General features: G+C 59.8%; 14 protein-coding genes. 6 read left to right on the top strand and 8 right to left on the bottom strand.

All coding sequences use genetic code 11. From position 1 onward, the window contains the following. Positions 1–28: 28 nt before the first annotated feature. A complete protein-coding gene (gene fsa / locus ACJ8OK_RS04725; RefSeq protein ID WP_015378028.1) occupies positions 29–694 on the bottom strand; it encodes a fructose-6-phosphate aldolase in 666 nt (221 codons plus the stop codon). A 149-nt stretch (positions 695–843) separates the two neighbouring features. On the opposite strand from fsa, the gene ACJ8OK_RS04720 reads away from it, so the two are divergent. The 4 genes from ACJ8OK_RS04720 to osmB all read left to right on the top strand — a co-directional run bounded on the left by ACJ8OK_RS04720 (position 844) and on the right by osmB (position 5,467). Further along, entirely contained in the window at positions 844–1,743 is a 900-nt protein-coding gene (locus ACJ8OK_RS04720; protein ID WP_033632913.1) for a glycyl-radical enzyme activating protein, read from the top strand. Between the two features lie 4 nt (positions 1,744–1,747). Next, a complete protein-coding gene (locus ACJ8OK_RS04715) occupies positions 1,748–4,180 on the top strand; it encodes a formate C-acetyltransferase/glycerol dehydratase family glycyl radical enzyme (protein ID WP_442530408.1) in 2,433 nt (810 codons plus the stop codon). Positions 4,181–4,230: 50 nt separating this feature from the next. Beyond that, positions 4,231–4,977: a DeoR/GlpR family DNA-binding transcription regulator gene (locus ACJ8OK_RS04710; RefSeq protein ID WP_004930631.1), complete on the top strand. Its 747-nt coding sequence runs from the start codon at positions 4,231–4,233 to the stop codon at positions 4,975–4,977. Positions 4,978–5,248: 271 nt separating this feature from the next. Next, positions 5,249–5,467, top strand: a complete 219-nt coding sequence (osmB, locus tag ACJ8OK_RS04705) for an osmotically-inducible lipoprotein OsmB (protein ID WP_004930634.1) — start codon at positions 5,249–5,251, stop codon at positions 5,465–5,467. Between the two features lie 188 nt (positions 5,468–5,655). Here the strand turns inward: osmB and yciH are convergent, their stop codons facing one another. Next, positions 5,656–5,982 carry a stress response translation initiation inhibitor YciH gene (gene yciH / locus ACJ8OK_RS04700; protein WP_033632911.1) on the bottom strand — a complete coding sequence of 109 codons (327 nt, stop codon included), beginning with the start codon at positions 5,980–5,982 and terminating at the stop codon, positions 5,656–5,658. Positions 5,983–5,992: 10 nt separating this feature from the next. Beyond that, positions 5,993–6,721 carry an orotidine-5'-phosphate decarboxylase gene (gene pyrF, locus ACJ8OK_RS04695; protein ID WP_004930640.1) on the bottom strand — a complete coding sequence of 243 codons (729 nt, stop codon included), beginning with the start codon at positions 6,719–6,721 and terminating at the stop codon, positions 5,993–5,995. Between the two features lie 329 nt (positions 6,722–7,050). On the opposite strand from pyrF, the gene bhsA reads away from it, so the two are divergent. Together bhsA and ACJ8OK_RS04685 are read left to right on the top strand one after the other, a co-directional pair. Further along, on the top strand, positions 7,051–7,311 hold the full coding sequence (gene bhsA / locus ACJ8OK_RS04690) for a multiple stress resistance protein BhsA (RefSeq protein WP_015378032.1): 261 nt from the start codon (positions 7,051–7,053) through the stop codon (positions 7,309–7,311). Positions 7,312–7,483: 172 nt separating this feature from the next. Further along, positions 7,484–7,783 (top strand): Arc family DNA-binding protein, encoded by a 300-nt coding sequence (locus ACJ8OK_RS04685; RefSeq protein WP_033632910.1) that lies wholly within the window; start codon positions 7,484–7,486, stop codon positions 7,781–7,783. A gap of 61 nt (positions 7,784–7,844) precedes the next feature. On the opposite strand, the gene lapB is transcribed toward ACJ8OK_RS04685, so the two are convergent. The 5 genes from lapB to ACJ8OK_RS04660 all read right to left on the bottom strand — a co-directional run bounded on the left by lapB (position 7,845) and on the right by ACJ8OK_RS04660 (position 12,993). Then, the gene (gene lapB, locus ACJ8OK_RS04680; RefSeq protein WP_015378034.1) at positions 7,845–9,017 is read right to left on the bottom strand and encodes a lipopolysaccharide assembly protein LapB; all 1,173 of its coding nucleotides are present in this window, start codon (positions 9,015–9,017) and stop codon (positions 7,845–7,847) included. A 6-nt stretch (positions 9,018–9,023) separates the two neighbouring features. Next, positions 9,024–9,326: a LapA family protein gene (locus ACJ8OK_RS04675; RefSeq protein WP_004930650.1), complete on the bottom strand. Its 303-nt coding sequence runs from the start codon at positions 9,324–9,326 to the stop codon at positions 9,024–9,026. A gap of 292 nt (positions 9,327–9,618) precedes the next feature. Then, positions 9,619–10,416: an SDR family oxidoreductase gene (locus ACJ8OK_RS04670; RefSeq protein ID WP_260952784.1), complete on the bottom strand. Its 798-nt coding sequence runs from the start codon at positions 10,414–10,416 to the stop codon at positions 9,619–9,621. Beyond that, complete coding sequence (locus tag ACJ8OK_RS04665) at positions 10,413–11,936, bottom strand: FGGY family carbohydrate kinase (RefSeq protein ID WP_260952783.1); 1,524 nt, start codon at positions 11,934–11,936, stop codon at positions 10,413–10,415. The genes ACJ8OK_RS04670 and ACJ8OK_RS04665 overlap by 4 nt, the downstream gene beginning before the upstream one ends. Next, positions 11,929–12,993, bottom strand: a complete 1,065-nt coding sequence (locus ACJ8OK_RS04660; RefSeq protein WP_004930657.1) for an ABC transporter permease — start codon at positions 12,991–12,993, stop codon at positions 11,929–11,931. Before ACJ8OK_RS04660 ends, ACJ8OK_RS04665 begins: the two co-directional genes overlap by 8 nt. Positions 12,994–13,001 lie beyond the last annotated feature (8 nt).

Here is a 13,001-nt window from a genome sequence, read left to right as displayed (position 1 = left end):
GGGCGCCGCGGCGCCCTTTTTACTGGCTTTAGCCTAACAGCGTCGAGCCGAACGCACCCTGCCAATCCTGTTCGAATTTCTCGACCGCGGCCTGCACAGCCGGCGCGTTCAGGAACTGCTCCGCGACGTCCACCGGCAGGGTGATGGCCTGACAGCCCGCGAGCAGGCACTCCAGCGCCTGGCGCGGCGTTTTGAAGCTGGCGGCCAGCACCTGCGCCGACGGCGCATGCAGGCTCAACAGCTGCTGCAGCTCGTGCACCATTTCGATGCCGTCGCCGCCCTGCGCGTCCACGCGGTTGACGTAAGGCGCCACATATTCCGCACCGGCCAATGCCGCCAACAGCCCTTGCCCGGCGCCGTATACCGCCGTGCCCAGCGTCGGGATGGACATCGTTTTGAGTTTCTTGATCGCCGCCAACCCTTCGGCGGTTGCCGGGATCTTGACCACCAACCCCGGTACCCGCTGGCTGAGCAGCGCCGCCTCCGCCACCATACGTTCCGCATCGGCCGCCATCACCTGCGCAAACAGCTTGCCGGTGCCGCCGAGGGCGTCGCGCAGCGCGGGCAGCACTTCCCAGATCGGCTTGCCTTCCTTCGCCACGATGCTCGGGTTGGTGGTGACGCCGTGCAGCGGCAGAATGCGCGCCAGGCGTTTTACCGCGGTCACATCGGCGGTATCGAGATAAAGCTCCATCACGGACTCCTGTGTCATGTTCTCTGGGCGGATTCAAACTCTGATCATCATAGGGCAAAAAAACCGCCAACCTTTGATCAAAATCAATTCAACTTTCATTCGAAACACCTTTAATGGCGAAAGATTCAGCAATGCCAAACGGGTGACTCATGTTCTTCAATCTGCAGCGCTACTCGACCCATGACGGCCCCGGCATCCGCAGCGTGGTCTTTTTAAAAGGCTGCCCGCTGAGCTGCCGCTGGTGTCAGAACCCGGAAAGCCGTTCGCGCCACGCAGACCTGCTGTTTGACGAGCGTCTGTGCCTGAGCGGCTGCACGCTGTGCGCCGCGCGCTGTCCGCAAGGGCTGCAGCGCACCGACGGGCCGCTGACGCTGCAACGCGAGCTGATTAGCGCAGACGATTATGCCGCCCTGGCCGCCACCTGCCCGACCGGCGCGCTCAGCCTGTGCGGCAGCCCGGTCAACCCCGACGATATCATGGCCGAGGTGATGCGGGATAAGCCTTTCTACCTGCGCAGCGGCGGCGGTTTAACGCTGTCCGGCGGCGAGCCCTTTATGCAGCCGGAGATCGCGGCGGAACTGCTGCGGCGCGGCCGCGAGGCCGGCATCCACACCGCCGTCGAGTCCTGTCTGCACGTGCCGTGGCGTTACATCGCGCCTTCATTGCCGTGGCTGGATCTGCTGCTGGCCGATCTCAAACACACCGACGAAGCGCGCTTCAGAGCCTGGACCGGCGGCTCCGCCCGCCGGGTGATGAACAATTTCCGCCGGCTGGCGGCGCACGGCGTGCCAATGACCGTGCGCGTGCCGCTGATCCCCGATTTCAACGCCGATCGCCGCTCTGTCCGCGCGATCGTCGACTTCACCGCCGACGAGATCGGCGTGTCGGAGATCCACTTTCTGCCGTACCACACGCTGGGCATCAACAAGTACCACCTGCTCGGCGAGCCCTACCGTGCCGCCCGCACGCCGCTGGACGCGCCCGCTCTGCTGGCCTTCGCCGAAGACTATGCCGGCGCCAAAGGCCTGACCGCCATTTTGCGAGGATAACGCCATGACCACGTTGGATTTGACCACCCTCAGCGCCCGCATTCAGGCGCACAAGAACGCGCTGATTCACATCGTCAAACCGCCGGTGTGCACCGAACGCGCGCAGCACTATACCGAAGCCTATCAACAGCATCAGGACAGGCCGCTGCCGGTGCGCCGCGCGCTGGCGCTGGCCAACCACCTGGCGAAACGCAGCATCTGGATCGCCAACGACGAGTTGATCGTCGGCAACCAGGCCAGCGAACTGCGCGCCGCGCCGATCTTCCCCGAATACACCGTCGGCTGGATAGAAAACGAAATAGACCAGTTGGCCGACCGGCCGGGCGCCGGTTTTTCGGTCAGCGAAGAGAACAAGGCAATTTTGCATCGTCTGTGTCCCTGGTGGCGCGGCCAAACGGTGCAGGATCGCTGCTACGGCATGTTCACCGACGAGCAAAAGGCGCTGCTGGCTACCGGCATCATCAAGGCCGAGGGCAACATGACCTCCGGCGATGCTCACCTGGCGGTCAACTTCCCGCTGTTGCTGGAGCTAGGTCTCGACGGCCTGCGTGAAAAAGTGAACGCGCGCCGCAGCCGCCTGCGCCTGACCGTGTGGGAAGATCTGCACAAAGCGCAGTTTCTCAACGCTATCGACATCATGCTGGCGGCGCTGAGCGAACACATCCTGCGCTTCGCCCGCCTGGCGCGCGACATGGCGCAAAACGAACCGCGCACTGGCCGGCGCACCGAGCTGCTGGCCATCGCGGATAACTGTGAACAGATCGCCCATCGCCCGCCGCACACCTTCTGGCAGGCGCTGCAGCTGTGCTATTTCATCCAGCTGACGTTGCAGATCGAATCCAACGGCCATTCGGTTTCCTTCGGCCGCCTCGATCAATACCTCTATCCCTGGTATCGGCGTGACGTGGAGCTGGAGCAAAAGCTGGCGCGGGAAGACGCCATCGAGCTGTTGCACAGCTGCTGGCTAAAGCTGCTGGAGGTCAACAAGATCCGCTCCGGCTCGCATTCCAAGGCTTCCGCCGGCAGCCCGCTGTACCAGAACGTCACCATCGGCGGACAGAAGCTGGTCGACGGCCGGCCGTGCGATGCGGTCAACCCGCTGTCCTACGCCATTCTCGAGTCCTGCGGCCGCCTGCGCTCCACTCAGCCCAACCTCAGCGTGCGTTACCATGCCGGGATGAGCGCCGACTTCCTCGACGCCTGCGTGCAGGTGATCCGCTGCGGTTTCGGCATGCCGGCATTCAACAACGACGAAATCGTCATTCCCGAATTCATCAAACTGGGGGTTGAGCCGCAAGACGCCTACGACTACGCCGCCATCGGCTGCATCGAGACCGCCGTCGGCGGCAAATGGGGCTATCGCTGCACCGGCATGAGCTTCATCAACTTCGCCCGCGTGCTGCTGGCGGCGCTGGAACAGGGCCGCGACGCGACCTCCGGGCAGATCTTCCTGCCGCAGGAACAGGCGCTATCCAAAGGAAACTTCGCCGATTTCGAGCAGGTCTTAGCCGCCTGGGTTCGGCAAATCCGCTACTACACGCGCAAGTCGATCGAGATCGAATGCGTGGTGGACAGCGTGCTGGAAGAGAATGCCCACGATATCCTCTGTTCCGCGCTGGTGGATGACTGCATCGAACGCGGTAAAAGCATCAAGCAAGGCGGCGCCAAATACGATTGGGTTTCCGGCCTGCAGGTCGGCATCGCCAACCTGGGCAACAGCCTCGCGGCGGTGCGCAAACTGGTGTTTGACCAGGGGGCGATCGGCCAGCAGCAGTTGGCGACGGCGCTGGCCGAAGACTTCGCCGGGCTGGATGGCGAGCAGTTGCGCCAGCGGCTGCTCAACGCCGCGCCCAAATACGGCAACGACGTGGACGAGGTCGATCGGCTGCTGGTGCGCGCCTACCAAACCTATATCGAAGAACTGAAGCAGTATCGCAACACCCGCTTCGGCCGCGGGCCGATCGGCGGCGGTTACTACGCCGGCACGTCGTCGATCTCGGCCAACGTGCCCTTCGGCGCCGCCACTCTGGCCACGCCCGATGGGCGTAAGGCGCACACGCCACTGGCGGAAGGCGCCAGTCCGGCGTCCGGTACCGATCACCTGGGGCCAACGGCGGTGTTCAATTCGCTCGTCAAGTTGCCGACCGAGGCGATCCTCGGCGGCGTGCTGCTCAATCAAAAGCTGAACCCGGCGACGCTGGACAACCCGCGCGACCGGGAAAAGCTGATGCTGATGTTGCGCACCTTCTTCGAGAGCTACCGCGGCTGGCATGTGCAGTACAACATCGTGTCGCGCGAAACGCTGCTGGCGGCGAAGCAACACCCTGACCAATATCGTGATTTAGTGGTTCGCGTAGCTGGCTATTCCGCCTTCTTTACCGCATTATCCCCTGAGGCGCAGGATGATATCATTGCGCGCACAGAACATACTCTTTAAACCTTTGACTCTTAGCGGCCGCGCCTTGGCGGCCGCATCATCAGGCCGATATGAATTTACGACAACAGACCATATTGCAGTTGGTTAACGATCGCCGGCGGATCAGCGTCAATGAGCTGGCGCGCGCCTCGGGCGTCTCGGAAGTCACCATCCGGCAGGATCTCAACCTGCTGGAAAAGCGCAGTTATCTGAAGCGGGTGCACGGTTCCGCCGTGGCGTTGGAGAGCGACGACGTCGACGCCCGCATGATGTCCAATTTCACCCTCAAGCAGAGACTGGCGCAATACGCCGCCGCGCAGGTCAACGACGGCGAGACGATCTTTATCGAGAGCGGCAGCGCCAACGCCCTGCTGGCGCGCTACATCGCCGAACGCAAGCGCATTACGCTGATCACCGTCAGCCACTACATCGCAAACCTGCTGAAAGAAACCGACTGCGACGTGATTGTGCTGGGCGGCATGTACCAGAAGAAAAGCGAGACCGTGGTCGGCCCGCTGACGCGGCTGTGCATTCAGCAGGTGCATTTCAATAAGGCGTTTATCGGCATTGACGGCTTTCAGGCCGAAACCGGCTTTACCGGCCGCGACATGATGCGCGCCGATGTGGTCAGCGCGGTACTGGCCAAGGGCGTGGAGAATATCGTGCTGACGGACTCCAGCAAATTCGGCCAGATCCAGCCCAATCCGCTGGCGCAGCCGGGGCAGATCAGCCGGGTGATCACCGATTCGCGTTTGGCGCTGGAGTATCAGCATCAGCTGAAACGCCAGGGCGTACAGGTGGAATTGGTCAACGAATAACGCAGACCACCGCCGCACCGCGCGGGCCACGCCGCGCGTCTTTCCCCTTGCACCGCAGGATTTTAAGACTATTTACCTGTTTATCCTTCCCGAGAAACCTATACTCAGTTTCGGCGACTTTTGGGCCGTAACCTGCTAATTATTCGGCCGTTAACAAAAAATGCCATTTTTTATATCGATACCGCATGGGAATCAACAGCAGGCCTGATTTATGGTTAACGCCTATACTTATAGGGCACTTCCATATAGCCAATGCTAAGGAGAAGTCATTATGATGATTATCAATAAACGTTTCGCCACCGCCGCTCTGGCTCTGACTCTGGCGTTTTCACTGAGCGCCTGTTCCAACATGTCCAAACGCGATCGCAACACCGCTATCGGCGCCGGCGCCGGTGCAGTCGGCGGCGCAGTGCTGACCAACGGCAGCGCGTTGGGCACGCTGGGTGGGGCTGCGGTGGGCGGCATCATCGGTCACCAGGTAGGTAAATAACCTGACCGAGAGCCCTACGCCGACAGGCGGGCAAAAGCGCCTTGGCGCTTTGACGTATTAACCAATAACGATGATTTCAGGTCTGTTTTACGTTAAGTCTATAGTTCTTTCGCCGTTAACGGGTTAACCCCCGGCAGCAACAACCTCTAGCCATGCCGCAGCATTGCACCGCGGCATGGCGATTCACCTCAACCGCCCGCCAGTTTGACCTTCATGCCTTTGGCTTCCAGCAACTGTTTGAGCAGCTCGCGTTTATCGCCCTGGATCTCGATGACTCCCTCTTTCACCGAGCCGCCGCAGCCGCATTTCTTTTTCAGCTCGGCCGCCAGTTTGTCGAGCGCGGCATCATCCAGATCGACGCCGGTAATCAGGCACACGCCCTTCCCCTTGCGGCCGCTGGTCTGGCGCTGGATGCGCACGATGCCATCGCCCTTGGCGCGTTGCGGTTTAACCTCTTCCTGCCTGATGCGGCCGGTGTCCGTGGAATACACCAGACGGCTGTTATCGTCATTCATCATCGCTTCCTCAGGCCAAAGAGGCGCGGATCGCGCGCAGCGTCGCGGCCGGATCGGCAGATTGGGTGATCGGACGCCCAATCACCATATAGTCCACGCCGGCGGCCTGCGCCTGCACCGGCGTCATGATACGGCGCTGATCGCCCGCCGCGCTGCCTTCAGGGCGGATCCCCGGCGTAACCAGTTGGAAAGCCTGCCCGCAGGCCGCCTTAAGCCGCTGCGCTTCGTGTGCCGAACACACCACGCCGTCCAGCCCGCAGTCGCGGGTCAGGCGCGCCAGGCGCTCGGCGTGTTCCGCCGGGCTGGCCTCGATGCCGATGCCGCGCAGGTCTTCCGCTTCCATGCTGGTCAGCACGGTTACGGCGATCAACAGCGGCGCATCCGTCCCGAATGACGCCAGCGCTTCTTTAGCGGCAGTCATCATGCGCGCGCCGCCGCTGGCGTGGACGTTAACCATCCAAACGCCCAGTTCGGCCGCCGCCGCTACCGCATGCGCAGTGGTATTGGGAATATCGTGGAATTTCAGGTCGAGAAACACGTCGAAACCGCGCCCATGCAGATCGCGCACCAGCTGCGGCCCAAACAGCGTGAACATTTCTTTGCCCACTTTCAGCCGGCAGTCTTGCGGATCGATACGGTCGGCGAACGCCAGCGCAGCGTTCTTATCGGCGTAATCTAACGCCACAACGATTGGAGATGATTTTAAGTCATTGTTATTAGCGTTATTTTCAGACTTCATTTCTTCTACCTTTTGTAAAATGGAGATAATCAGGGACTCACCCGCGAAACTGACCGCCGCATTCTACATGTCGGGGGCCCGAAATCCCAGCCGCAGCGCGCACCTACGCTCTGTCATGTTACCTCCCCCCTTTGTCATGGCGCGTCAATGAACGCCCGTCAGCAATAAACCACGCAGCGTAAAACGCCGTAAAGATGCGTAAATTGTTAATCAGATATTTTGAATGACTTGCTCAGCATTATCAGATTTTCAATCGGCACGGATGCTTTATTATTCACCACATCGGAAGCGAACGGCTTCCTTCCTAAATAAACAGACTGGAGTCACCCATGAAAACCATCAAATATTTTGCAGCCGCAGCCGCTATCGCACTGACCTCTTTCGCCACCTTCGCCGCTGAACCGATCAGCAGCCAGCAGGCCGATAACCTGACCGCCACCGGCATCGTTTCCGCAGGCCACGCGACCACCCTCAGCAGCCTGGAGAAAAAGCTGGCCGCTAAAGCGGATGCCCAGGGCGCCAGCAGCTACCGCATCATCTCCGCCGGCGGTAACAACATGCTGAGCGGCACCGCGATCATCTACAAATAATGTTTCCGGTACAGGGCCCGCATGCTCGGGCCCTGCCTCTGTTTCCCGCCTAAAAAACCCGCATTTGTCCCGCCTCCGTTTGTTACATAAATATTAAATTTTTATTACACACTAGACACCCGATCGCCAGTGGCTTAGCTTGAAGGCATCTTCCTGCAGAAAGGCTTTCAAAATGAGCGAGATATCGACACTTACCATTAAAATTCCTCTGGAACTGAAGGAAAAAATCCGCGCCGCCGCCGCTGAAAACGAATTTTCGTTGAGCGTGGAAGTGTGCCAGCGCCTGGAAAACAGTTTCAGCGCGCCCGCCGCCAAGGCTGAAAAACCCACCAAGAAAGCGGATGAGCTGCACCACGGCGAAATCGACAATCAAAGCACCGAAGAAGAGATTGAACAGCCGCTGAGCCAGAAAGAGCTGAAGAAACTGCGTCAGCTGTTGAAAACCGGCGCCAAAGGCGGCAAGAAAAAGTAAGTGATGAACATAAAAAAACGGGGCGATTTATCGCCCCGTTTTGTTTTGTCGCGCCGCCGCATTATTGCCCGTCCAGACCGCGGATCGGTTTGACCGATGACCAGGCGCGGCACGACGGGCAATGCCAATAGAGCGAGTGCGCGGTGAAGCCACATTTGTGGCAGCGGTATCGCGGCTTGGTGCGAATTTGCTCGCCGACCATATCGCGCAACAGCAGCAGACTCTCTTTCGCCCGGCCGTCTTCAGCGTCCGCCAGGTGATAATCCATCAGCCGATAAAACACCCGCATGGTGGGATGACGCTGCAGCTGACGGTTGATATAGACCTGCACCACGTCGCGCCCTTCGTGCTGCTCGATGATCTCGGCCAGCATCAGATCGGCGGTGGCGCCGGTGTTCTCTTCCACGCAGCGCTTAAGAAAATCGGCCCAGTTGTGCTGTTGTTCCGGCAGATGCGTGTAGCATTCCTGCAGCATCGGCAGCGTTTCGCTGACCAACTCTTTATCCTGGCTCAGTACGCGTTGCAGCGACTCTGCCGCTTTGGCGTAGTCGTTTTGCGCCATGTAGATGCGCCCGAACATGATGGACACGCGCGCACATTGTTTATCTGCGGCGTCCGCCCGCTTGAGCAGGCTCATTGCCCGATCGAGATCGTCGCTGCCCATTGCCTGCAGCGCCAACTCACAGTAAAAGTGCGCGATCTCGACGCGTTGCTTCTCTTTGCCCAGCTTGACCAGCTTTTCCGCCACGTCGATCGCTTTCTGCCAGTCGCTGGTCGCCTGATGGATCACCAGCAGCTGCTGCAGCGCCGAGACGCGAAAATCCGCTTCGTCAGTCAACTGGCTGAACATGTCTTCCGCGCGGTCGTACAGCCCGGCCGCCATATAGTCGCGGCCCAGCTGCTGCACCGCCAGCAGGCGCTGTTCGAAGGTCAGGGAGGCGCTTTCCATCAAGGCCTGATGGATGCGGATGGCGCGGTCTACTTCACCGCGCGAACGGAACAGGTTACCCAGCGTCAGGTGGGCTTCAACGGTGTTGCTGTCCTCTTTCAACATGTCGAGGAACAGATCGACCGCCTTGTCCTGCTGGTTGGAGAGCAGAAAGTTCACCCCTGCCACGTATTCGCGCGACAGGCGGTTGGCTTCTTGCTGTTTATCCTGCTGAGCGCTTCTGCGCCCCATGTACCAACCGTACGCGGCAGCCACGGGCAGCAACAGAAACAGCAGTTCTAACATAGAGGATTATTCCTTGCTGACAACAGGCTGAGCCGCCGGTTCAGCGGGCTGCTCAAGCTGCAGCTCCAGCCTTTTGATCTTGCGCTCGGCGCGACCCAGCGCAATACGCGTGCGCAGGTAGAACAGGCCGCAAATGATCCAGCCGAGAACGAAACCGGCGCCAAACAGCGTGGCCAACAGGGTCGATACGCGATAGTCGCCCTGCGCAACCAGATAGTTAAAATTGACCACCTGATCGTTATGCGCACCCAAGGTGACGGAAATCACGAAGATCACCAGAACCAACAAAAAAATCAGCAAATATTTCACATTCTTTCCCGCGATGCCGAGTGAATCGGATGAACGATGCCAAAATGTGGCGTCCCTAACCCTTAAGTTAGCATTTCCCGCTGCGGCAGGGAAACCCTGCCGCACGATAAAACCACATATCTGCTGGCATATTCGGCAGTAAACGGTCTTAGCGAACAAATTGATGAGAAAGCTTCTCAAAACGTCGAATTTATAAGGATATGGGGGCAACCGGGCGAATTGCAATGGCGGGAAAATGTAAGCGGTTAATGCGGCACCGATCCGATGCCGCCTATTTTGTGACATGGTCACGTCATGACATGATTAACCCACCATCCACATTGATGGTTTGGCCGGTGATATAGTCGGCATCGTCTGAGGCAAGGAAGGTCACCAGACCCGCCACATCTTCGGGTTGACCGGCACGCTTGAGTGGAATGCCCGCCACCCACTCGGCCATCAACTCCCCTTTGCCGTAAGTTTTTTCCGGGCCGCTGAGAATTTCTCCCCAAACGCGGTCGTTATATTCCCACATCTCGCTTTCAATGATGCCGGGGCAGAATGCATTGACGGTGATGCCATATGGCGCCAGCTCAAGCGCTAAACTCTGCGTAATGCCGATCACCCCCATTTTGCTGGCGGCGTAATGCGGTGTGTAAATGAACCCGTTACGTCCTTGGCCAGAAGACGTGTTGATCAACCGCCCACGCCGTTGGCCGACCATATATTTGGCCGCCTCCCGGCAGCAGAGCCAGACCGCCGTGGTATTTACCGCCAACACTATCTCAAAATCGCTTTTGGGCATCTGGTCAAAACGATCGATAGTGATCACCCCGGCGTTCTGAATGGAAACGTCGATCGCACCAAATCGCTCCCAGACCTGACGATAAAAATCAACCACCTGTGTTTCATCGGTGACGTCGAGGATGACCGACAGCACCTCCGACCGATAACGCTGGCGCAGCGTTTCCGCCGTGGTCAGGATGCGATCCGCATTCGACGCGATCGCCAAATTGGCGCCCAAACTGGCGAAACGCTCGGCGATACCGGCCCCAATGCCGCGGCATGCGCCGGTAATCACCACGGTTTTCCCCGTGAAGTCACGATTCATGATTGTTCTCCTGTCATCAATGAGGCCGTCTGCGGCCGCCACAAGGTGCGCTGTACCGCCTGCCGCCACGCGCTGTAGTTTTCCTGCAACTGCCGGTGGCGCTGCATATCGGGTTTAAACTCATCATGTTGAGGCAACAGTGCCGCCAGTTGCCGATCGGTAGCTCCCCACAGCCTGCGCATCGCCATCAAAGCCGCCCCCAGGGCCGACAGTTCCGCCGTGTTGCTGCGCCACACCGGGCAACCCAGCAGATCGGCCTGAAACTGCATCAGCCAGTCATTGCGGCTGGGGCCGCCGTCAGCCATCAGCCCCTGCAGCGCAAAACCCGGTTGTTGCCGCAGTACGCCGATCACATCGGCGATTTGATAAGCCACCGATTCAAAAGCGGCCCGCACCAAATGTTCTCGCCGCGTGCCGCGGCTGAGCCCGCAAATCACGCCGCGCGCCTGCTCATCCCACCAGGGTGCGCCGACACCGGTCAGCGCCGGTACAAAATAGACGCCACCGCTGTCGGGCACGCGAACGGGCAGTTCACTCAACGGTGCTTCACCCTCCGACGGCATGGCGGCGATATCCAGCATCCAGGCAATAGCGTCGCCGGTGTGAGGAATATTGCCCTCCAGTGCGTACTGCATGCGTCCACCGTCATGCCAGGCGATGGTCGTTGCCAGAGCGCTCGTGTCGCATTGCGCTTTGACGATTGGCGCCATTACCGATGAGCCGGTGCCATAGGTGGCTTTAACCTGCCCAGCCTGACCCAGCGCATGGCCATAAAGCGCCGCATGTGAATCCCCCACCATCGCAGCAATTGGAATGCCGTCGGCAATGCCTTCCAATCCCAGCGTCACGCCGAACAGATGGCTGGAAGGATGGATCGTCGGCAGCGCCTGACGGGGAATATTGAACAGCGCCAGCATCTGCTCGTCCCACTCCCCGGATGCGAGATTCAGCAGTTGAGTTCGTGCGGCATTGGAAACATCACAGCCGAATGCCCGCCCCCCGCTCAACTGCCACAGCAGCCAGGCATCGATGGTGCCCAGGCACAGCTCGCCGTTCTCCGCCAACCGTTGTCCCTCTTCGCAGTGATCGATCAACCAGCGCATTTTCGACGCCGAGAACAACGGTGAAAGCGGCAAGCCGGTAGCGCGGCGCACCGCTTCCTCCTGCCGATCGAGCCGCAGCCGTTCGCAGAAATCGGCGGAACGCGCGCATTGCCAAGTTAAGGCTGGCCCGATAGGCTGGCCGTTGGAACGCCGCCAGCCGATGGCGGTTTCACGCTGGTTGCTGATGGCGATACCGGCAATGCGGGATGCTCCGGCCAACGCAATAGCCTCCCGCAATACCACCAGAGAGGCCGCCAGCAAGGCCTCGCCCCGTTGCTCCACCCAACCGGGCTGCGGCGTCTGCAGCGTCAGTGGCCTGCTGGCTTTGGCGACGATCGTACCCCGCGCATCCACCACCACGGCCTTGGCGTTGCTGGTGCCCTCGTCCAACGCGACAATGCAATCCGCTTTAACCATGGCTCACCTCAGCCAGCGGCTGCACCGCTTTTTTTTCCAGGCGCTGCATCAGAATGACCTTGCTCTGCAAACGCTGCTGGAACTGGTCAATCACCACGGCGGTGACGATCACCAGCCCTTTAATCACCATTTGCCAGAACTCGCTGACGCCCAACATCACCAAGCCGTCCGCCAGAAAAACGATCACAAAGGCGCCGATGATCGAACCGAATACCCTGCCGCGGCCACCGCTGAGCGCCGTACCGCCCAGCACCGTCGCGCCGATGGCGTCCATCTCGAACATATTGCCGGTCATCGGGTGCGCAGTTTGCAATTGAGAAGCGATGACCAGCCCCACCAGCGCCGCACACAGCCCGGAAAACGCATAGACGAACATTTTTACGCTGGCAATCGGCACCCCCGACAGCCGCGCCGCCGGCTCATTGCCGCCAATCGCATAGATATAACGACCCAGCGGCGTTTTCTTGGTGAGATAGATCCCTAACAACACGATGGCCAACATCAGCCAAATCGGGTTGTAAATCCCCAGAAAGGTGCCGGATCCCAGGGCCGCGAAACCGGTGTTGCCCAGCGCTTCCAGGCCCACCAGATTGGGATAGGTTTTGCCGTCCGCCGTCAGCAACGCCGCCCCACGCGCCACGTACATTGCACCCAGGGTGCAAATGAACGGCGCAACGCCGAGCCGTGTAATCAGCGTGCCGTTGATCAAACCCAACAGCACGCCCAACAACGCCACCGCGCCGATCACTTCAAAGACGTTGAGAAACAGCCGATTGCCATCCCACAGCGGGATACCGACGGTCAACAGCGCACCGGCAACCATCCCGCACAACCCCGCCACCGCGCCGACCGACAAGTCGATGCCGCCGGTAAGGATCACCAGCGTCATGCCAACCGCCAGCAGCCCGGTGATCGCTACGTGCTGCGTCATGATCAGCAAATTGGAGACGGTCAGAAAATTCGGCACCATGCTGCTGAAGAACAGCACCACCAGCAACAGGGCGATAAAGGTACGCGCCTGCAGCAAATACATATACAACCGATACTTGGTTTGCATTGCCTTAT

The organism is Serratia sp. CY71090 (assembly GCF_052166845.1).
GTDB lineage: Bacteria > Pseudomonadota > Gammaproteobacteria > Enterobacterales > Enterobacteriaceae > Serratia > Serratia nematodiphila.
The sequence above is the reverse complement of the archived record's forward strand: the minus strand, read 5'-3'. Positions and strand labels throughout refer to the sequence as shown.

What these genes read in the sequence shown, in the direction of transcription:
- lapB (WP_015378034.1), bottom strand. Translation starts at nt 9,017, where the DNA reads ATGTTAGAACTGCTGTTTCTGTTGCTGCCCGTGGCTGCCGCGTACGGT.
- ACJ8OK_RS04710 (WP_004930631.1), top strand. Translation starts at nt 4,231, where the DNA reads ATGAATTTACGACAACAGACCATATTGCAGTTGGTTAACGATCGCCGG.
- pyrF (WP_004930640.1), bottom strand. Translation starts at nt 6,721, where the DNA reads ATGAAGTCTGAAAATAACGCTAATAACAATGACTTAAAATCATCTCCA.
- ACJ8OK_RS04670 (WP_260952784.1), bottom strand. Translation starts at nt 10,416, where the DNA reads ATGAATCGTGACTTCACGGGGAAAACCGTGGTGATTACCGGCGCATGC.
- yciH (WP_033632911.1), bottom strand. Translation starts at nt 5,982, where the DNA reads ATGAATGACGATAACAGCCGTCTGGTGTATTCCACGGACACCGGCCGC.
- ACJ8OK_RS04720 (WP_033632913.1), top strand. Translation starts at nt 844, where the DNA reads ATGTTCTTCAATCTGCAGCGCTACTCGACCCATGACGGCCCCGGCATC.
- ACJ8OK_RS04685 (WP_033632910.1), top strand. Translation starts at nt 7,484, where the DNA reads ATGAGCGAGATATCGACACTTACCATTAAAATTCCTCTGGAACTGAAG.
- ACJ8OK_RS04715 (WP_442530408.1), top strand. Translation starts at nt 1,748, where the DNA reads ATGACCACGTTGGATTTGACCACCCTCAGCGCCCGCATTCAGGCGCAC.
- fsa (WP_015378028.1), bottom strand. Translation starts at nt 694, where the DNA reads ATGGAGCTTTATCTCGATACCGCCGATGTGACCGCGGTAAAACGCCTG.
- ACJ8OK_RS04660 (WP_004930657.1), bottom strand. Translation starts at nt 12,993, where the DNA reads ATGCAAACCAAGTATCGGTTGTATATGTATTTGCTGCAGGCGCGTACC.
- ACJ8OK_RS04665 (WP_260952783.1), bottom strand. Translation starts at nt 11,936, where the DNA reads ATGGTTAAAGCGGATTGCATTGTCGCGTTGGACGAGGGCACCAGCAAC.
- osmB (WP_004930634.1), top strand. Translation starts at nt 5,249, where the DNA reads ATGATGATTATCAATAAACGTTTCGCCACCGCCGCTCTGGCTCTGACT.
- bhsA (WP_015378032.1), top strand. Translation starts at nt 7,051, where the DNA reads ATGAAAACCATCAAATATTTTGCAGCCGCAGCCGCTATCGCACTGACC.